The organism is Mesorhizobium sp. 43Arga (assembly GCF_053714255.1).
This window is the reverse complement of the sequence record NZ_JBSKBO010000001.1, coordinates 321919-340129: the sequence shown is the minus strand read 5'-3', so window position 1 is coordinate 340129 and position 18211 is coordinate 321919. Positions and strand designations below refer to the sequence as shown.

Below are 18211 nucleotides of genomic sequence, written 5' to 3'. Positions count from 1 at the left end.
TTCAATTCATCGGTGAGGCAATCATATTCGCGCTGCAAACACCAATACGGACTGCAACCACCAACCAGGAGAATTCAATGAACAAGATCGCAATTCTCGGCGCCAATGGCCGGCTCGGCCGCGTGGTTGCCAGGGCCTTCATCGACGCCGGTTTCGACGTCCGCACCGTCACCCGCACCGGCAAGGTGCCGGCCGAGCTCGCAGGCGCCACGGCGGTTGCCGGCGATGCGCTGGACCGTCAATCGCTGATCCACGCCACCGAGGGCGTCGACATCATCTTCAACGGCCTCAACCCGATCTACACCGACTGGGGCAAATGCCTGCCGATGGCCGAAAACGTCATGGCCGCCTGCCATGCCAACAACGCGCTGCATCTATTCCCCGGCACCGTCTACAATTACGGCTCGCCGATGCCGGCGGTGATCACGGAAGACACGCCGTTCCATCCGACCACCGAGAAGGGCCGCATCCGCTGCGCCATGGAGGAGTTGTTTCGCCGCGAGGCCGATGCCGGCCGCGTCCGCACCATTCTGCTGCGCGCCGGCGACTTCTTTGGCGGCACCGGCAGCGGCTCCTGGTTCGACCTGGTCGTCGCCGCCAAGATGAGCAAGGGCGTCTACACCGCGCCAGGTCCGGTCGATCTGGTGCATGAATGGGCCTACCTGCCGGACTTCGCCGTGGGCTTCGTCGCACTGGCCAGGAATCTCGACAGGCTCGGCTTCTATGAGGCGCTGAACTTTCCAGGCCATGCCGTCACCGATCTCGAGATCAAGGCCGCAGCCGAGAAGGCGCTTGGCCGGCCGCTCAAGATGACCTCGATGCCCTGGTGGGTGCTGCGCGCCGGCAGCCCGTTCGTCGCGATGTGGCGCGAGATCGTGTCGATGTCCTATCTGCGCTTCGAGCCGCACCAACTGGCCTCGACACGGCTGGAAGGCATCATCGGCGAAATCCCGCACACGCCGCTGGATCAGGCTGTCGCCCAAGCCCTCGAGGACATCGGCATCGCTACTGTGAAGGGCATGAAGGCTGCCTGAGTTAAGCCGTCAGGCCATGCCCGCCCCCTCCACCCACATTGAGCCGGAAAGGCGGCTCAGAGCCGCCCCATCAGCAGCAACACCAGGACCACCACCAGCACCACACCGATAATGCCCGAGGGTCCATAACCCCAGGAGCGTGAATGCGGCCAGGTCGGCACCGCGCCGATCAGGACAAGGATCAGGACGACGATGACAAGGGTGCTGATCGGCATGAGAAATTCCCCGCATTGAGTTTGCCCAAGGACGATGCTTTCGCACGACGCTGGGGGAACAATGCAAAAGGCCGCCCGGTTGTTCCGGGCGGCCTTTGCCGTTCAGATTGGGACGCCCGCCTATTCGGCGGCTTTTGGAAAGGCAATCGCGGGTTCCGCGCCGGCGTCCACCGTCGGCGTCTCCGTCGAGATCTCGCCCTTGCCGCGCCGGAACAGCCGGCTGATCAGGCCGCGCCGCGCGCCGGGCTTGACCTTGGCGCGGGTGAACACCATCAGCATCGACGGCGTCACCACCAGCGTCAACACCGTGGCGAAGGACAGGCCGAAGACGATCGCCGAGGACAGCGAAATCCACCATTGCGTCGACGGCGCGTTGATCGTCGTCTCGTGATGGAAGATTTCCAGCCCGAGGCCGAAGGCGATCGGCAGCACGCCGAGGATGGCTGACACCGCCGTCAGCACCACCGGCCGGGCACGCTCACGGCAGGTCTGCAGCACCGCATCCATCTTGTCCCAGCCTTCTTCGCGCAACCGGTCATAAGTGTCGATCAGCACGATGTTGTTGTTCACCACCACGCCGGCCAGCGCGATGACCCCGATGCCCGACATGACGATGCCGAACGTCTCGCCTGTTATCAGCAGTCCCAGGAATACACCGATCGTCGCCATGACGACGCAGGACAGCACCAGCCAGACACTGGTGAACTTGTTGAACTGCGCGAGCAGCACCAGGAAGATCAGGAAGATCGCCGCCCCGAAGGCCTTGCTGAGGAAGGCGCTGGCTTCGGCGCTGTCCTCGTTGGAGCCGGCCAGTTTCCAGCGTATGCCGCTGCCGAGATTCATGTCGGCGACGGCCTGGGTGACCTCCTGCTGCACGGCGGCGACCTGGGTGCCGGCGGTGACGTTGGCCTGCACCACCACGGTGCGGGCGCCGTCGATGCGGTTGAGGATGCCGACGCTCGGCTTGGCCTTGCGGACGACGAAGTTCGAGATCGGCACCGATCCTTGCGAGGTCTGCACCCTGAGCTCGTCGAGTGTCGACAGCGTGCGCCGGTCCTCCGGCAAGCGCAGCCGGATGTCGACCGCCTTGTCGGCGCCGGCAGGCCGGTATTCCGACAGCTTCAGGCCGTTGGTGACGAGCTGCACCACCGTCCCGACCGAGGTCGGGCTGATGCCGTACTGGGCAGCCTTGGCGCGGTCGACCTCGAGTGCCCAGTCGACGCCGGGCGGCGGCAAGCCGTCGGAAATGTCGATGACGCCGGGCACCTTGGCGATGCGCGCCGCCACCGCACGCGCCTTGTCGTCCAATCCCTTGGGATCGATGGCTGAAAGCCTGATCTGGATCGGCTTGCCGGTCGGCGGGCCGGCTTCCGGCACGCGGACCTCGACATCGACGCCGGGAATGCCGGCCATGACGCTGCGGAGGTCGTTCAGGATCTGGTTCGCCGATTTGCGCTCGCGCCAGTCGATGAATTCGTACTGGATGACGCCGACGACATCCTCGGGCACATCCTGGCCGCCGCCCTGCGACTTGCCGACGCGAGTGTAGACCGACTTCAGGCCTGGCCAGCCGAGCAGCCGGTTTTCGGCGATCTTTGTCGCCGTGTCCATTTCGGCCAGCGAAAGGTTGCCGCGGGCATGCACATAGAGCAGGCCGTAGTCGGGCTCCACGCTCGGGAAGAACTCGACGCCGGCACCGTATTTCGAATAGCCAACGAAGATGCCCGCCAGCAACATGACGGTCAGCACCATCACGGTGATGGGGAAGCGCACCGCCTGCTTGACGACAGCCATGTACCAGCCGTCGCGATTGCCATCCTCATGATGCTGAGGCGCCTTGGCGAAGATCGCACCAAGCGTCGGCGCGAAGACCAGCGCATAAAGCATCGAGGCCGACAGCGTGACGATCAGCGTGATCGGCATGTACTTCATGAAGTCGCCGATGATACCGGGCCAGAACAGCAGCGGCGAGAAGGCGGCGATACGCGTCATCGTCGCCGCGATGACCGGACCGGCCATCCGCTTGGCAGCAAGCGCGAAGGCTTCTTGCTTCGGCATGCCCTCGCTCATCCGCCGTTCGGCGAATTCGGTGACGATGATGGCGTCGTCGACCAGCATGCCGACCGCCAGGATAAGGCTGAACAGCACGATCATGTTGATCGTGTAGCCCATCATCGCCAACAGCAGGATGCCGATCAGGAAGGACGACGGGATGGCGAGGCCGATGAGCAGCGACGCACGGCCGGACAGCGCGTAGAGGATGACGATGAACACCAGGATGACGGCGATCATCACATGGTTCTGCAGGTCGCCAAGCAGCTGGTTGACGAAGACCGACTTGTCCTGCGTGTAGGTGACGTGCATCCCCTCGGGCATGGTCTTGACGAAGGCGTCAGACACCGCCTGCACCTTGGTGAGCGTGTCGATCAGATTGGCGCCGATGCGCTTCTTGACCTCGATGGCGATGGCCGGCTTGCCGTTGAGGCGCGTAATTGTGGTGGCGTCGGCGAAGGTCGAGCGGATCGTCGCGATGTCCTTGGCCTGCACCACGGCGTTGGGGCCGGCAACCACCGGCAGCGCCGCGACATCCTCCGGCGTCTCGATCAGCGACGGCACCTTGACCGCGTATTTGCCTTGCGAGCCCTCGATATTGCCGGCGGCGACCAGGCTGTTGGAAGCGCCGACGGCGCCGATCAGCTGGTCGAGCTGCAGCCCGTAGGAAGACAGTTTCATCGGATCGATGACGACCTCGACGAGATCGTCGCGGGAGCCCTGCAGAGAGCCTTCCAGAACGCCGGGCACTTCCTCGATGCGGTCGCGCAGTTCGCGCGCCGCGGCGGCCAGCACGCGTTCGGGCAATTCGCCCGACAATGTGACGACGAGCACAGGGAATTCGGAAATGTTGACCTCGCTGACGACAGGCTCCTCGGCCGCCTGCGGCAGGTCGGCCTTGCCGTCCTGCACCTTGGAGCGCGTATCCTGCAGTGCCGTCGCCAGATTGGTCTGCGGCTGGAATTCGACCAGCACATAGCCGCCGCCCTGGAAGGCGGCCGAGCGCATTTCCTTGAGGCCCTTCAGGCTTTTCAGCTTGCTTTCCATCGGCCGCAGCAGAAGTCGCTCGGAATCCTCCGGCGAAATGCCTTGATAGATCAGGCTGACATACATCATCGGAATCGGAACGTCGGGTTCCGCTTCCTTCGGCGTCGACTGATAGGCGACCCAGCCTGCAATCAGCAGGAAGACCAGAACCGAGATGGTCAGGCGGGCATTGTTGATTGCGAGTCTGACGATATCCATGACTTATGCCTGCTGTTGCTTTCGGGAGTGGCGAACGGACTGACGTCGCCGGGCACAGCCCGGCGCCGGCCTCGCTGCGCTACTGCGTCCCGGCGGTGGCTTCGCCGATCAGCTTGTTGATGGTCGCCTGGTCGGCCTCGACTGGCTTGACCTCATCGCCTTCCTTCACCAATTCCTGGCCGGCAACGATGATGCGCGCATCGTCCGGGATGCCGCCAAGCACAAGGCCGGTCGGCGTGTCGTCGACCAGGTCGATCGGGAAGAATGCAACCTTGTTGTCCTTGCCGACGGCGCGGATGCCCAGATCACCCTTGTCGCCCAGCGTCACCACCGAGCGCGGCAGCAGGACCGCATCGGTCGGCAGTGCGCTGAGCTGGATTTCCGCCGTCATGCCGGCCGGCACCGAGCCGTCGGCATTGGGGATGGCGACCTCGACGCGGAAGGTGCGGGTCGCCGACGACGCGTCGCGGCTGATATAGCGCACGGTGCCTTCGACGGTCTGGCCGTTGACCAGCCGGACGCCGGCCTTGTCGCCGATCTTGAGATAGCCGAGGTCGCGCTCGCTGATCTCGCCGCGGGCGATCACCGGATCGAGCTTGAGGATGGTCGCCACCTCGCCGCCCTGCATGACCGAGCTGCCAAGTTCCACGGGCACCCGGTCGATGACGCCGTCGAACGGCGCCTTGACCTCGTTACGGTCGAGTTCGGCCTGCGCTGTATCCAACTGGGATTGCGCCTGGGTCAGATTGGAGCGGGCGGTGTCGAGCTGCAGCTTGGGCAGATTGCCGGTCCGGGCGAGCCGCTCCGCGGCATCGAGCTCGGCCTTGCGCTGCGCCACAAGTTGCTTGGCGTTGTCGACCATCGAGATCTTTTCTTCCGCCGCGAGCATCAGCACCAGGTCGCCGGTCTTGACGTGATCGCCTTGCTTGACCGGCAGCTTGTCGATGACGCCGGCGACGCGGGTCGCCAGAACCGCGCGCTTGTCAGCCTCGGTCAGGCCAGAAATGCGGATGGCGCGCGCATAGGTCTTGCGTGGCGGCGTTACCACGGCCACGGTGCGCAGCTGCGCCTTCGGTTCGGCTTCCGCCGTCTTCGGCTTGCTCGCGTCCGGCGCCTTGCCCTGCTCGACTTCGGCCGCCTTGGCCTTGTTGGCCGCTACGCTGCCGACCGAAGAGAACTCGCCTGTCGCCATCCACGCCGCGAAACCTATGAGCACAACAATGGCTGCAAGCTTGTGAAACCTGATTTTAGGCATCGTCGTTTTTTCCGTTGCGGGTTCGGTCAGCACCGCGCCTTCATGACGCGGGCGCGTCGCCGATATGGGTGCGCGCCTGACCGTGTTCAAATTGCCGTGATAGGCGAGCGCGTTTCTACATCAAAGTTGCACTGCAATATAGCCTTAAAGTTGCAAGACCATTACGGCATCGGGCAAGGTGAACCAACCGCCATCCAGTTTTCGATCGCTTGATAGGTCGCTTCGGCCGAGCCCGGAGCCGGCTCACGATCCGAGCCCGGTGCCCAGCCCCAGGCGACAAGTTTGCCGTCGCGGACATGCAGCGCGACATCAGCCAATGTGCGGTCGCCATTGCGCGCCGGATCCTTGATCTGCGCGCAGATTTCGGCCGAGGATTTACCGAACCAGGCCATCCCGGCCGGCGCCAGATGCCAGCCCTCGGCACCGGGCGGCCCGTGCAATGCATTGGAATTGCTGGAGAAATGGCAGGTTGTGCAGTGCAGGCCCGGATTGCCGAAGCCCGATCCGTCGGTGCCGCGCTGGACGTTGAAGGCGTGCACGCGTGTGGCGCCATAATGCGCACCCGACCAGCGCGGCCGGTCGTCCGCGACATGACAATCGGCGCAACGCGGATGTGAGAACACCGCATAGACCTTGTCCCATTCGGACAGGCCCTTGGCCATGTCGACCGTCGGGCTCGGCGATGTCTGGCTCTCCTGCGCGGTTGCGGAAGGCGCCGCCGTAAACAAGGTGGCAGCAGGCGTCAGCATGATGAGAAGCTTCTTCATGCGAAGGCCACCTTTGTCGACAGCGGCAGCGTGCGGATGCGCTTGCCGGTAAGCGCGAAGATGGCATTGGCCAGCGCCGGTGCCGCCGGCGGCGTGCCAACCTCGCCGACGCCGCCCATCTTGTGGAAATTCTCCAGGATGGCGACTTCGAAGACCGGGCACTGGAAGATCCGCATGGCGTCGAAATCGTGGAAGTTCGACTGCTCGACCACGCCGTCGGCGAAGGTGATCTGCTGTCCCATTGCGGCCGACAGACCAAAGATGGCGGCGGAAATCAGCTGTGCCTCGACGATGCCCGGATCGAGTGCTGTGCCGACATCGGCGGCGATCCATACCTTCTCGATGCGGATGCCGGCCGGCGTGTCCGCCACCTGAATGATCTCGCCGACCCAGCTTCCGAAAGACAGCGTGAAGGCCATGCCCTTGGCCTTGCCGGCAGGCAGCGCCTCGCCCCATTTCGCCATCGCCGCGACTTTCTCCACCACCTTCACTGCCGGGGGATAGGCGGCCATCAATCTCTTGCGCATCTCGACCGGATCAATTTTGCCGGCGGTGGCGATCTCGTCCATGAACCCTTCATGGAAGAAGCCGTTGATGGAACTGCCGACCGAGCGCCAGAAGCCGACGGGAATCGAGACCGGCGCCGCGACACCGCTCACCCGATAGTTCGCAATGGTGTAGGGCTGGTCATAGGCCCCATCGACAATGGACTTGTCGGGACCGACCGGCGGTATCGAGGGAAACAGCCGGCGCAAGGTGCTGGCGATCACTGACGGCGAGGCGATCTTCATGTCGACGGCGACCGGCATGCCGTCCTCGCCAAGCCGCGCCTGGAACTTGCCGACCGCGGCCGGCCGGTAGGCGTCGTGACGCATGTCCTCTTCGCGCGTCCAGGTCACCTTGATTGGGCGCCCGCCTGTCTCTTTCGCCATCAACGCGGCGCAAAGCGAGAAGTCCATCTCGGTACGGCGGCCAAAACCGCCGCCCATGAACGTGGTGTGAACAGTGACCTTGTCCTGGCCGACGCCGACCGCATTGGCGCAAAGCTGGCGCACCAGGGTCGGCGCCTGGTTGCCGCACCAGATGTCGAGGGCACCATCCTTGAACCGCGCCGTGGCATTCATCGGCTCCATCGTCGCATGCGCCAGATAGGGCACCGCATAGTCCGCCTCGACCACCCTTTCGCGCGGCGCGTCGGCGAAGGCGGTATCGACATCGCCATTGTCGCGCATTGCCGAACCCTTGGTGCCGAGCGCCTGTTTCAGCACGCCTGATATGGCAGCGCTGCCGAGCGGATATTCGGGATCCGCCCACTGGGCGTCGATGGCATCGGCCGCCTTGAAGGCTGCCCAGGTATTTTGCGCGATGATGCCGAAGCCGTGGCCGTAATTCGTCTCGAGCGGCACGATCTTGATCACACCGGGTATTTTCTCGGCTTTGGCGAGATCTGCCTTGACTGGCTTGGCCCAGAAGCGCGGGCTCATCTTCACCGTGCCGTAGAGCATATCCGGCAGCCTGACATCAATGCCGAAGATCGGCGCCCCGGTGACCTTGGCCAGCATGTCGATGCGCTTCTGCGGCTTTCCCAGCAGTTTCCAGTCGGCCCTGTCCTTGAGCCTGACTTCGGCCGGAGGCGCGGTTGCCGCGGCAGCCGCCGCAACCGCGCCATAGGTCAGCGACGTGCCGGACGCCTTGTGGAGAATCGAGCCATTGGCCGTTTCCAGATCGGCGGCGGCAACGCCGAGTTTCTGCGCCGCCGCCGCGATCAGCAGATGCCGGGCTGCGGCGCCCGCCTGGCGCATTTTGTCGAAACCGTCGCGCGCCGAAGCCGAGCCGCCGGTGACCTGGAGAGCAAGGAGCTTGCCGACCACTCCGAGACCTGAGCGCACCGCCTGCGCGATCATGCCCTCGTCGAAGAAGGCGAACGGACCGCCCTCTTCGAGAATCGCCGCGTTGTAGTAGGCGTAGGAGGCCGGGCCGTGCTCGACCTTGATCTGGTCGAGACCGACATCGAGTTCTTCGGCGACCATGACGGCGAGGGTCGTCGAGATGCCTTGCCCCATTTCGGCGCGCGGCGCGACGATGGTGACGGTGTCGTCGGCGCCGATCTTCACATAGGGATTGAAGGTCGCCTCGCCCTTGCCGAGATCGGTCTCGAGCGGGTTCGGGAACGGTTTGCGATAATAGTAGTAGCCGACGGCAACGCCGCCCGCGACAGCGGCCGCGCCGATCAGGAACGTGCGGCGGGCGATCTTTCCGACACTGGCCATTGTCAGAGCCCCGCCGTCTTGAGCGCTGCAGCCTTCCTGATGGCCGAGCGGATCTTCGGATAGGTGCCGCAGCGGCAGAGATTGCCGCCCATGGCGTTGTCGATATCGGCGTCGCTCGGGTCGGCGACCTCGTCGAGCAGCGCCACCGCGCTCATGATCTGGCCGGCCTGGCAGTAGCCGCATTGCGCGACTTGTTCCTCCAGCCATGCCTGCTGCACAGGATGCAGCCTGTCCGCCGTGCCGATGCCTTCGATGGTGGTGACAGCGCCGCTGACCTCTCCGACCGGAAGCGAGCAGGAGCGCACCGGCTGACCATCGACATGCACGGTGCAGGCGCCGCATGCGGCAATGCCGCAGCCGAACTTCGGTCCGGTCTTGCCGATGAGATCGCGCAGCGCCCACAGCAGCGGCATGTCCGGATCGGCTTCGATGTCGAATGACTGCCCGTCGACGGTGAGGCGCATGGGATACCCCTTGTTGTCGTCCACTGCCCGAAGGCGAAGAGCCCCCTTGGGTCGCTTCGCTATCAAACAGATTGACAAATTCCGTAATTTTGTCAATTGAGATTTTGCAGGATAATGTCGCCCCATGAATCAGAACGAAGACATCGCCGCCACCGACCCCAAACGCCTCCGAATCCTGGATGGCGCAATGAAGGTGTTTTTGGCCTATGGCTTCTCCCGCACCACCATGGACGACATCGCCCGCGCCGCCGACATGTCGCGTCCGGCGCTTTATCTTCAGTTCAAGAACAAGACCGACATTTTCCGCGCCATCGCCATGATGGTGCTGTCGCGCTCGGTCGCGGCGGCAAAAATAGCTCTGGCCGGCGATGGTGCTTTCACCGAGCGCATGATGCGAGCCATCGACGAGGCTTTCATATCGATGATGAGCGCCATCGTTGCCTCGCCTCATGGCGCCGAATTGCTGGACATGAAATCGAGCCTCGGCGATCTGGTCGGCGGCTGGCGCGGTGCTCTCGTCGAACTTATCGCCGCCGCAATCCATGGCGAAGCGGCCAGGAGCGGCGTCGATCTGGCGGCCAGGGGCCTGTCGACGCAACTGCTTGCCGACATGCTTCTCGACGGGCTGGAAGGCATGAAGGCGCGGATCAGCGATCCCGAGGGACAGCGGCAGGCGGCCGCCGCCCTGATCAAGGTGATCGACCTGGCGCTAAAAGCCGGATGAAGCCGAGCTGTCGGGGTTCCGGTCAGGCGCTCCGCTTCGCTTCGGGGTTCTTGCGCGCCGCGAGGAATTCCTTGACCCGCCGGCCGGGCGCGGGACCGCGCAGCGGTTTGTAGCCGTCATCGAGTTCGCCGGAGAGATCGAGCGTCGGCCGCTTGCCGACGGCCTCGTAATTCTCCTCCAGCCAGTCGCTGGCGGCGGTACGGCCGAGGTCGCGCAGATAGGTCAGGAAGGCCCATTCGGCATTGACCTTCGATGACGCCGACAAATCCTTGAACGCCTCGTCGGCGTCGATGCGGTGCATGCGGATGTCGCGGTATTCGCCATGCGGCAGCCGACCGGCGGCGATCAGTTCCTTGACGAAGGCGATCGAACGGAATTCGTTCAACAGCCCGGCGTTGAAGGTGATCTCGTCGATGCGGTTCTGGATTTCGTTGGCGCTCCTGGGCGTGCCTTCGCGCACCACCGGATTGATCTGCACCAACAGCACGTCCTCCGTCGCCGCCGTCTTGAAGAACGGAAACAGCGCAGGGTTGCCGCCATAGCCGCCGTCCCAATAGGGCACGCCCTTGATCTCAACGGCGCGGAACAGTTGCGGCAGGCAAGCCGAGGCCATCACCGTGTCGAGGTCGATCTCGCCATCGGAAAACACCCGCAACTGCCCGGTCTCGACATTGGTGGCGGAGATGAACAACTCCATCGACTTGCAGGCGCGCACATTGCTGAAGTCGATCTGCTGCGCGACCACGTCGCGAAGCGGGTTGAGGCCCAGCGGGTTGGCGACATAGGGCGAGAACACCCGCGACATCGTGTCGAAGAAGACGTAGCCCGGCGTGTTCTCGATCGACCAGTTGCCCCAGGCGACATCCCACGGCATGCGCTGCACCGGGCTGAACCGGCCTTTTGCCGCCACCGCGCGCCAGAAATCGTCGAGTTTTTGCCGCGCGCCGTCGACCCCGCCACGCACAAATCCATCGGCCAGCGCCACGGCGTTCATAGCGCCGGCGCTGGTGCCGGAAACCGCCGATATCTCAAGCCTGCCGTCCTCCAGCAGCCGGTCGAGCACGCCCCAGGAAAAGGCGCCATGCGAGCCGCCGCCCTGAAGCGCGATGTTGATCTTCTTGTTTTCCTCCGCCTTGCCGTTCTTCGTCATGGCGTTCCTGTCGTCCTGATGCGCCCGCCTGCCCCAACGTCACGGAAGGAACCAGCTATTGGCGGCGTATGTTGCAGTGCAGCATATAAGGACGGACCAAGGCAAGAACACGAACACGGTCGCGTGATCACATGAAATTTCGGTCATGAGAGAAAAGCCCCCGCTTGAAGCGGAGAGGCCGTGTCTATGGGTCAGGGATGCCTAGGCAACCAGATCCGGCACTGGGCCGACATAGCGCGACTGCGGACGGATCAGCCGTCCGGTCGTCTGCTGCTCGCGCGCATGCGCGATCCAGCCGGCAACGCGCCCGGCGGCAAAGACATTGCTGAAGGCCCGTGGCGGGAAACCCGTCGCTTCCAGCACCAGCGCGGTGTAGAACTCGACATTGGTCTGCAGCGAGCGCTGCGGCTTGGCGATCCGCAGCACCTCGAGCGCCGTCTTTTCGACCTCCTCGGCGAAAGCCAGCCGGAGGCCGGCCTCGCCCTCGCCGCCAAGCTGCCGCACGACTGCTTTCAGCACATCGGCGCGCGGATCGCGCACGCGGTAGATGCGGTGGCCGAACCCCATGATCCGCCTGCCTTGCGCGATCTCGTTGCGCAGCCAGCCGGCCGCATCGCCATACGCCTCGATCGCGTCAAGTATCTCGATCACCGGGCCGGGCGCGCCGCCGTGCAGCGGCCCCTTGAGCGCGCCGAGCCCGGCCAGCACCGACGAGGTCAGGCCGGCCAATGTCGAAGCAACGACGCGCGTGGCGAAGGTCGAGGCGTTGAGGCCGTGGTCGCAGACGGTCACCAGATAGGTGTCAAGCGCCTTTGCCAATGCCGGAGACGGGACGGACCCCCGGAGCATCCGCAACATGTCGGCGGCATGGTCGGCCTTGCCGTCCGGCGCAGCCGGCTGCTCGCCGCGCTGCAGGCGCAGCAAGGCTGGCGTCAGCACGGCGGGCGCCGCGATCAGCCGCAGCGCGTCCGCCAGTGTCTCGCCGTCCGGCAGCAGCGCCATGCCGGCGCGCATGGCGCTGTAGATGTCGAGTGGCGCCAGCAGCGACAGTGAAGGCAGGGTCCGCTCGAACACGTCGACACGCGCCTCACCCAGTTGCGCCGCCAGTTCGGCATCGCCAGGCAGATAGTCGAAGAAACCGTCGAGCAACAGCCGGGCGACCTGCGGAAAGCTCCATCGTCCGGCCAGTTCCGCCAGCGAATGACCACGGATCGTCAGGCGGCCGCCCAGACCATCCACGTCGGACAACACGGTTTCGGCCGCCACCACATCATCGAGCCCATTCGCCATAGCCTTGTCTCCTTGAAGCTTTTCCGGATCGGAGATAAGGCTGATCAACCCAAGCATCAATCTTGATCAATAGAATCAATATCAGAGCCGAAAATGTCGGAATGGTTATCGCGGGAAGAGGCGCTGGAAAGGCTTAGGGTGCGGCCGCAGACGCTCTATGCCTATGTCAGCCGCGGGCGCATCGGCATGCGTCCCGACCGGGCCGATCCGCGCCGCAGCCAGTATCGCGCCGACGACATCGCGGCGCTGGCAACACGCCGGGCGCGCGGACGCAGCCCCTCGGCCATCGCCGAAAGCGCGATTGCCTGGGGCGAGCCGTCGATCGCAACGGCAATTTCGACCGTCTGGCACGGTCACCTCATCTATCGGGGCCGGAACGCCGCCGTGCTCGCCGACCATGCCACGCTGGAAGAGACTGCCGCCGTGCTTTGGGGCCTGCCTGAACCTGTCCGTTTCGAAACGCCGCTGCCGGATGCGGTGCGCCAGTCCGGCCGAGCCCCGGCCTTCGCCCAACTTGCCTTGCTTGCCGGCCAGTCTCGGCCTTCGCTTGGACGCAGCGCCGCCTCGTTATGTGCCGACGCCGCGCGCGCAATCGGCGTGCTGGCCGGCGCCCTCGGTGCCGAAGCGGGGCCGGATCCGGTGCATCGGCGATTGGCGCGGGGCTGGTCGGTGGATGATGCGGGTGCGGATGCGATCCGGCGCGCCCTTGTCCTGCTTGCCGATCATGAACTCAACGCATCGACCTTCGCCGCCCGCGTTGCGGCCTCGACCGGGGCCTCGCCTGCCGCGTGCCTGTTGGCGGGCCTGGCAACACTCTCCGGTCCGCGCCATGGTGGCGCCGGCGAGGCGGTGATGCAGCTTGCTGAAGATGCGACGCGGCATGGCGCCGATGCGGCGATCAGGCGTTGGCTCGGCCATGACCGGCCATTGCCGGCATTCGGTCATCCGCTCTATCCGGACGGGGATCCCCGTGCCATCGCACTTTCGGCAGCTATCCCTGTCGACGAGACGCTGCAGCAGTTGGAAAAGGCCGCCATTGCCATGACCGGCGCGCGCCCGAACATCGACTTCGCCCTGGCTGCGGTGACGCGCGGTCTTGGCTTGCCGCGCGATGCGCCGTTCCAGCTCTTCGCGCTCGGGCGCAGTGTTGGCTGGGCCGCCCATATGGTCGAGCAGATCGTCAGCGGCAGCATCATCCGGCCACGCGGCCGCTATGAGGGACTGCTACCCTGACGGCGAGCGTCAGGCGTCAGGCGCAGTTGGTCCCGAACCGCGCCCGGTAGGCGGCGGGCGTGGTGGCGAATTGCCGGCGGAAGTGATGCCGCAACGTCGCCGCCGCGCCAAACCCGGCGGTCTCGGCAATCCGGTCGATCGGCATGCTCGTGTCTTCCAGCAAAGTGCGCGCCCGCGAAAGCCGTTCCGAGAGCAGCCATCGCGCTGGTGTGACCCCGGTTGCCGCCGCGAAACGGCGCAGAAATGTCCGCACGCTCATCCCCGCCAGCTCGGCCAGGGCGGCAACGGGATAGTCGGCGGCAATATCCGCGCGCATTCTGTCGATCAACGGTCCAAGCCGGCTGCGTTCGTGCGGCTCGGGAACGGAACTTTCGACATACTGGGCCTGGCCGCCGTCGCGGTGTGGCGGCACGACCAGGCGGCGCGCCACCATATTGGCCGCCTTGGTGCCGAAGTCGCGCCGGACAAGATGCAGGCACAGGTCGATGCCCGCCGCGCTGCCGGCTGATGTCAGCACATTCCCCTCGTCGATGTACAGGACGTCCGGGACCACAGTGATGTCGGGATACATCTCCCTCAGCCTGTCGCTGTAGCGCCAATGCGTGGTTGCCTTCTTGCCTGACAGCAGGCCAGCCGCGGCCAGCACGAAGACGCCCGAACAGATGGACAGGATGCGTGCGCCCCGCTCACTGGCCGTCCGAAGCGCCTCGATCAGCAAGGGCGGCACCGGACAGTCCACACCGCGCCATCCCGGCACGATCACCGTGCCGGCCTCGCCGATCAGATCGGGTCCGCCATCGGCGACGATGCGCACGCCGCCCATTGCACGCATTTCGCCGGCATCGATGCCGGCGACGGCAAAACAGTACCAATCCGAACCCATTTCCGGCCTGGGCAAGGCGAACATCTCCGCAGCCACGCCGAACTCGAACGTGCATAGCCCGTCATAGGCGACTGCTACGACAAGCCGATTGGAAGGGGGCGCATTTGGCATGATCTTGACGATATATGGCAAAGCTGCCAGCTGCAATCGCCTGGCTCGCTGCGCTACGTCAACCCCATCAAAAGCGATGGAGACCAGCTCCATCAGTGATGGAGCCCCTTGATGAGCTATGTGACCGACATTCCAGCGGCCTCGCCGGAGATTGCCCGCGACCATTTCCTGCACCGGCTTTCGCTCGAGACCGATTGTTCCGATGTCGCCGCGACGCTGCGCGGTGGAAAGCCGGACTTCGTACTTCTGCACGTGGTGGGTTCGCCTGACGCCTATGAGCGCCGCCATGTGCCTGGCGCGTTGCACCTGCCGCACCGCGAGATATCGGCCGAGCGGATGGCAGAATGGCCGGCAGGCACGCTGTTCGTGGTCTACTGCGCCGGGCCGCATTGCAATGGCGCGGACCGGGCGGCCTTTAAACTGGCCAGCCTCGGCCTGCCGGTCAAGATCATGATCGGCGGCATTTCAGGCTGGCAGGACGAAGAGCTTCCTTTCGCCTCGGGCAAGGAGCCTGGTGTCCTACAAGCGTGATTTGGCTTTGCCGGCTGGCCGGCTCACGACATCGTGTCGAGCTTGCGCTGCATGGCCGCGATCTGGTCTTTCAGCTGCTGCAGATCGTCGGACTTCTCCGGCGGCGCGTCCTTCCTGGCTGGCTCGGCGGGAGCCGCGGCCGGCGCCGAGCCCGCGGGCGGGAAAGGCGTGAACAGCCGCATAGCGTTCTGGAACATTTCCATGTTGCGGCGGGTCTGTTCTTCCAGCGCCTTCATCGGCGTCGCCATCTTCATCACATCGAGCGGCGACTTGCCGATGGCGCCCTTCATCTGCTCGCGAAAGCGCTCCTGCTCCTTGGAGAAGGCGATCATCGACTGTTCGAGGAAGCTCGGCACGATCATCTGCATCTGGTCGCCATAGAAGGCGATCAGCTGGCGCAGGAACGGGATCGGCAGCATGTTCTGCCCATCCTTGTTCTCCAGCTCGAAAATGATCTGGGTCAGCACCGGATGGGTGATGTCGTCGCCGGTCTTGGCGTCCTGGACGGTGAACTCCTCGCCCTTCTTGACCATGTCGGCCAGATCCTCGAGCGTCACATAGGTGCTCGTCCCCGTATTATAGAGGCGGCGATTGGCGTATTTCTTGATAATGATCGGGTCGTCTTTTGCGGCCATCTGCATCCTCCCCGGACACCGGCGCGCCTGAGTAAGCAGCCGGTAACGATTGCGCCCTTTTTGAGGATATGCGCAAAAGCCTCATAATTCCAAGCAGTTTGTGCAGTGCGGGATCATATAGTGCTGCATAGCAGGCAAAATATGCTGCGCAGCAGCGGCCCGCCCGCCGGCATGGCGGCGCGCGACCTGCTTGGCGCGCATGGGCGCCATGCCGATTTCCGGTTTGACTTGGGGTTGGGAAAGGGCAAGAAAAGTCCTCAGCGATAGAACAACATCCTTGAAGTCTGGAGAAGAAAATGTCCGATTCCATCGTCATTGCCAGCGCCGCGCGCACGGCCGTCGGCTCCTTCAACGGCGCGTTTGCCGCTACGCCCGCGCATGAACTCGGTGCCGTCGTCATCAAGGAACTTCTGTCGCGCGCGGGTGTCGAGGCAGCCGAGGTCGACGAGGTCATCCTCGGCCAGGTGCTGACCGCGGCCCAGGGCCAGAACCCGGCCCGCCAGGCCTCGATCATTGCCGGCCTGCCCAAGGAGACCACCGCCTGGGGTCTCAACCAGGTTTGCGGCTCGGGCCTGCGCGCCATCGCGCTCGGCATGCAGCAGATCGCCACCGGCGACGCCAAGGTGATCATTGCCGGCGGCCAGGAATCGATGTCGCTGTCACCGCACGCCGAGCATCTGCGCGCCGGCGTAAAGATGGGCGACTACAAGATGATCGACACCATGATCAAGGACGGCCTGTGGGACGCCTTCAACGGCTACCACATGGGCAACACCGCCGAAAACGTCGCCCGCCAGTTCCAGATCACCCGTGACGATCAGGACCAGTTCGCGCTGGCCTCGCAGAACAAGGCCGAGGCCGCGCAGAAGGCCGGCAAGTTCAAGGACGAAATCGTCGCCTTCACCATCAAGGGCAAGAAGGGCGACACCATTGTCGACCAGGACGAATACATCCGCCACGGCGCGACGCTGGACGCCATGACCAAGCTGAAGCCGGCCTTCGACAAGGACGGCACGGTGACCGCCGCCAACGCCTCCGGCATCAATGACGGAGCGGCCGGCGCGCTGCTGATGAGCGAAGCGGAGGCCGCAAGGCGCGGCATCACCCCGCTGGCGCGCATCGCGTCCTGGGCAACCGCCGGCGTTGATCCGGCGATCATGGGCACCGGCCCGATCCCGGCCTCGCGCAAGGCTTTGGAGAAGGCCGGCTGGTCGGTCGGCGATCTCGACCTGGTTGAGGCCAACGAGGCATTTGCCGCGCAGGCCTGCGCCGTCAACAAGGGCATGGGCTGGGATCCTTCGATCGTCAACGTCAATGGCGGCGCCATCGCTATCGGCCATCCGATCGGCGCCTCGGGCGCCCGTGTCTTCAACACGCTGGTCTACGAGATGCGCCGCCGCGGCGCCAAGAAGGGCCTCGCGACGCTGTGCATCGGCGGCGGCATGGGCGTGGCCATGTGCGTGGAAGCGCTCTGAGCGAATGGCGAATAGGGAGTAGCGAATAGGAAAGAACGGCGTCGGCGCGATGGGACATCAAACCCCTATTCGCCATTCGCTACTCTCTATTCGCTTCAGTGACAAAAAGGGAGGGACACATGACCAAGGTTGCAATCGTCACGGGCGGATCGCGCGGCATCGGCGCGGCGATCTCGATCGCTTTGAAGACCGCCGGCTATTCGGTTGCCGCGAACTATGCTGGCAATGACGAGGCGGCGGCGAAGTTCAAGGCCGAGACCGACATTCCGGTCTACAAATGGTCGGTCGCCGACTATGACGCTTGCGCCGCCGGCATCAAACAGGTCGAGGCCGACCTCGGCCCGGTCTCGGTACTGGTCAACAATGCCGGCATCACCCGCGATGCCATGTTCCACAAGATCACCCGCGACCAGTGGAAAGAGGTCATCGACACCAATCTGTCGGGCGTCTTCAACATGACGCATCCGCTGTGGAACGGCATGCGCGATCGCAAATTCGGCCGCGTCATCACCATCTCGTCGATCAACGGCCAGAAGGGCCAGGCCGGCCAGGTCAATTATTCCGCCGCCAAGGCCGGCGACATCGGTTTCTCGAAGGCGCTCGCCCAGGAGGGCGCTCGCGCGGGCATCACCGTCAATGTCATCTGCCCTGGCTACATCGCCACCGAAATGGTCAAGGCCATCGACGAGAAGGTGCTCAACGAGCGCATCCTGCCGCAGATCCCGGTCGGCCGCCTCGGCGAGCCGGAAGAGATCGCGCGCTGCGTCGTCTTCCTCGCCTCGCAGGATGCCGGCTTCATCACCGGCTCGACCATCACGGCCAATGGTGGCCAGTACTTCGTCTGAGACGTCCCGACGCTCGGCGGAGGTCTGCTCGC

At 64.6% G+C, this 18211-nt stretch carries 16 protein-coding genes; 6 read left to right on the top strand and 10 right to left on the bottom strand.

The annotated features are described in order from the left end of the window. The first annotated feature begins 77 nt into the window (after positions 1 to 77). On the top strand, positions 78 to 1034 hold the full coding sequence (locus tag ACWGS8_RS01595; protein ID WP_454579301.1) for an SDR family oxidoreductase: 957 nt from the start codon (positions 78 to 80) through the stop codon (positions 1032 to 1034). 56 nt (positions 1035 to 1090) lie between these two features. Here the strand turns inward: ACWGS8_RS01595 and ACWGS8_RS01590 are convergent, their stop codons facing one another. From ACWGS8_RS01590 to ACWGS8_RS01565, 6 genes are all read right to left on the bottom strand, one after another. Then, complete coding sequence (locus ACWGS8_RS01590; RefSeq protein WP_454579300.1) at positions 1091 to 1249, bottom strand: DUF3309 family protein; 159 nt, start codon at positions 1247 to 1249, stop codon at positions 1091 to 1093. A 120-nt stretch (positions 1250 to 1369) separates the two neighbouring features. Continuing rightward, positions 1370 to 4546, bottom strand: coding sequence for an efflux RND transporter permease subunit (locus tag ACWGS8_RS01585; RefSeq protein ID WP_454579299.1), 3177 nt, complete (start codon positions 4544 to 4546; stop codon positions 1370 to 1372). A 79-nt stretch (positions 4547 to 4625) separates the two neighbouring features. Then, positions 4626 to 5801, bottom strand: coding sequence for an efflux RND transporter periplasmic adaptor subunit (locus ACWGS8_RS01580; RefSeq protein WP_454579298.1), 1176 nt, complete (start codon positions 5799 to 5801; stop codon positions 4626 to 4628). Positions 5802 to 5962: 161 nt separating this feature from the next. Further along, a complete protein-coding gene (locus tag ACWGS8_RS01575; RefSeq protein WP_454579297.1) occupies positions 5963 to 6568 on the bottom strand; it encodes a hypothetical protein in 606 nt (201 codons plus the stop codon). Then, complete coding sequence (locus ACWGS8_RS01570; RefSeq protein WP_454579296.1) at positions 6565 to 8838, bottom strand: molybdopterin cofactor-binding domain-containing protein; 2274 nt, start codon at positions 8836 to 8838, stop codon at positions 6565 to 6567. Before ACWGS8_RS01570 ends, ACWGS8_RS01575 begins: the two co-directional genes overlap by 4 nt. 2 nt (positions 8839 to 8840) lie before the next feature. Continuing rightward, complete coding sequence (locus ACWGS8_RS01565; protein WP_454579295.1) at positions 8841 to 9302, bottom strand: (2Fe-2S)-binding protein; 462 nt, start codon at positions 9300 to 9302, stop codon at positions 8841 to 8843. Between the two features lie 124 nt (positions 9303 to 9426). Here ACWGS8_RS01565 and ACWGS8_RS01560 point away from each other — a divergent pair, with 124 nt between their 5' ends. After that, entirely contained in the window at positions 9427 to 10026 is a 600-nt protein-coding gene (locus ACWGS8_RS01560; protein ID WP_454579294.1) for a TetR/AcrR family transcriptional regulator, read from the top strand. A gap of 22 nt (positions 10027 to 10048) precedes the next feature. On the opposite strand, the gene ACWGS8_RS01555 is transcribed toward ACWGS8_RS01560, so the two are convergent. Both ACWGS8_RS01555 and ACWGS8_RS01550 read right to left on the bottom strand, forming a co-directional pair. Continuing rightward, on the bottom strand, positions 10049 to 11176 hold the full coding sequence (locus tag ACWGS8_RS01555) for a patatin-like phospholipase family protein (RefSeq protein ID WP_454579293.1): 1128 nt from the start codon (positions 11174 to 11176) through the stop codon (positions 10049 to 10051). A 201-nt stretch (positions 11177 to 11377) separates the two neighbouring features. Further along, a complete protein-coding gene (locus ACWGS8_RS01550) occupies positions 11378 to 12466 on the bottom strand; it encodes a citrate synthase/methylcitrate synthase (RefSeq protein ID WP_454579292.1) in 1089 nt (362 codons plus the stop codon). A 93-nt stretch (positions 12467 to 12559) separates the two neighbouring features. Between ACWGS8_RS01550 and ACWGS8_RS01545 the strand changes: the two genes are divergently transcribed. Next, entirely contained in the window at positions 12560 to 13699 is a 1140-nt protein-coding gene (locus ACWGS8_RS01545) for a citrate/2-methylcitrate synthase (protein ID WP_454579291.1), read from the top strand. A gap of 16 nt (positions 13700 to 13715) precedes the next feature. Here the strand turns inward: ACWGS8_RS01545 and ftrA are convergent, their stop codons facing one another. Then, positions 13716 to 14693, bottom strand: coding sequence for a transcriptional regulator FtrA (gene ftrA, locus ACWGS8_RS01540; protein WP_454579290.1), 978 nt, complete (start codon positions 14691 to 14693; stop codon positions 13716 to 13718). A gap of 111 nt (positions 14694 to 14804) precedes the next feature. On the opposite strand from ftrA, the gene ACWGS8_RS01535 reads away from it, so the two are divergent. Next, positions 14805 to 15224: a rhodanese-like domain-containing protein gene (locus ACWGS8_RS01535; protein ID WP_454579289.1), complete on the top strand. Its 420-nt coding sequence runs from the start codon at positions 14805 to 14807 to the stop codon at positions 15222 to 15224. A 23-nt stretch (positions 15225 to 15247) separates the two neighbouring features. Here ACWGS8_RS01535 and phaR read toward each other — a convergent pair whose 3' ends face one another. Beyond that, entirely contained in the window at positions 15248 to 15859 is a 612-nt protein-coding gene (gene phaR, locus ACWGS8_RS01530; protein WP_454579288.1) for a polyhydroxyalkanoate synthesis repressor PhaR, read from the bottom strand. A 296-nt stretch (positions 15860 to 16155) separates the two neighbouring features. Between phaR and ACWGS8_RS01525 the strand changes: the two genes are divergently transcribed. Together ACWGS8_RS01525 and phbB are read left to right on the top strand one after the other, a co-directional pair. Further along, on the top strand, positions 16156 to 17334 hold the full coding sequence (locus ACWGS8_RS01525) for an acetyl-CoA C-acetyltransferase (RefSeq protein WP_032932053.1): 1179 nt from the start codon (positions 16156 to 16158) through the stop codon (positions 17332 to 17334). A 119-nt stretch (positions 17335 to 17453) separates the two neighbouring features. Then, positions 17454 to 18179 (top strand): acetoacetyl-CoA reductase, encoded by a 726-nt coding sequence (gene phbB, locus ACWGS8_RS01520; protein ID WP_454579287.1) that lies wholly within the window; start codon positions 17454 to 17456, stop codon positions 18177 to 18179. Positions 18180 to 18211: the final 32 nt, after the last annotated feature.

What these genes read in the sequence shown, in the direction of transcription:
- ACWGS8_RS01565 (WP_454579295.1), bottom strand. Translation starts at nt 9,302, where the DNA reads ATGCGCCTCACCGTCGACGGGCAGTCATTCGACATCGAAGCCGATCCG.
- ACWGS8_RS01575 (WP_454579297.1), bottom strand. Translation starts at nt 6,568, where the DNA reads ATGAAGAAGCTTCTCATCATGCTGACGCCTGCTGCCACCTTGTTTACG.
- ACWGS8_RS01550 (WP_454579292.1), bottom strand. Translation starts at nt 12,466, where the DNA reads ATGGCGAATGGGCTCGATGATGTGGTGGCGGCCGAAACCGTGTTGTCC.
- ACWGS8_RS01590 (WP_454579300.1), bottom strand. Translation starts at nt 1,249, where the DNA reads ATGCCGATCAGCACCCTTGTCATCGTCGTCCTGATCCTTGTCCTGATC.
- phbB (WP_454579287.1), top strand. Translation starts at nt 17,454, where the DNA reads ATGACCAAGGTTGCAATCGTCACGGGCGGATCGCGCGGCATCGGCGCG.
- ACWGS8_RS01580 (WP_454579298.1), bottom strand. Translation starts at nt 5,801, where the DNA reads ATGCCTAAAATCAGGTTTCACAAGCTTGCAGCCATTGTTGTGCTCATA.
- ACWGS8_RS01595 (WP_454579301.1), top strand. Translation starts at nt 78, where the DNA reads ATGAACAAGATCGCAATTCTCGGCGCCAATGGCCGGCTCGGCCGCGTG.
- ACWGS8_RS01545 (WP_454579291.1), top strand. Translation starts at nt 12,560, where the DNA reads ATGTCGGAATGGTTATCGCGGGAAGAGGCGCTGGAAAGGCTTAGGGTG.
- ACWGS8_RS01555 (WP_454579293.1), bottom strand. Translation starts at nt 11,176, where the DNA reads ATGACGAAGAACGGCAAGGCGGAGGAAAACAAGAAGATCAACATCGCG.
- ACWGS8_RS01585 (WP_454579299.1), bottom strand. Translation starts at nt 4,546, where the DNA reads ATGGATATCGTCAGACTCGCAATCAACAATGCCCGCCTGACCATCTCG.
- ACWGS8_RS01560 (WP_454579294.1), top strand. Translation starts at nt 9,427, where the DNA reads ATGAATCAGAACGAAGACATCGCCGCCACCGACCCCAAACGCCTCCGA.
- phaR (WP_454579288.1), bottom strand. Translation starts at nt 15,859, where the DNA reads ATGGCCGCAAAAGACGACCCGATCATTATCAAGAAATACGCCAATCGC.
- ACWGS8_RS01570 (WP_454579296.1), bottom strand. Translation starts at nt 8,838, where the DNA reads ATGGCCAGTGTCGGAAAGATCGCCCGCCGCACGTTCCTGATCGGCGCG.
- ftrA (WP_454579290.1), bottom strand. Translation starts at nt 14,693, where the DNA reads ATGCCAAATGCGCCCCCTTCCAATCGGCTTGTCGTAGCAGTCGCCTAT.
- ACWGS8_RS01535 (WP_454579289.1), top strand. Translation starts at nt 14,805, where the DNA reads ATGAGCTATGTGACCGACATTCCAGCGGCCTCGCCGGAGATTGCCCGC.
- ACWGS8_RS01525 (WP_032932053.1), top strand. Translation starts at nt 16,156, where the DNA reads ATGTCCGATTCCATCGTCATTGCCAGCGCCGCGCGCACGGCCGTCGGC.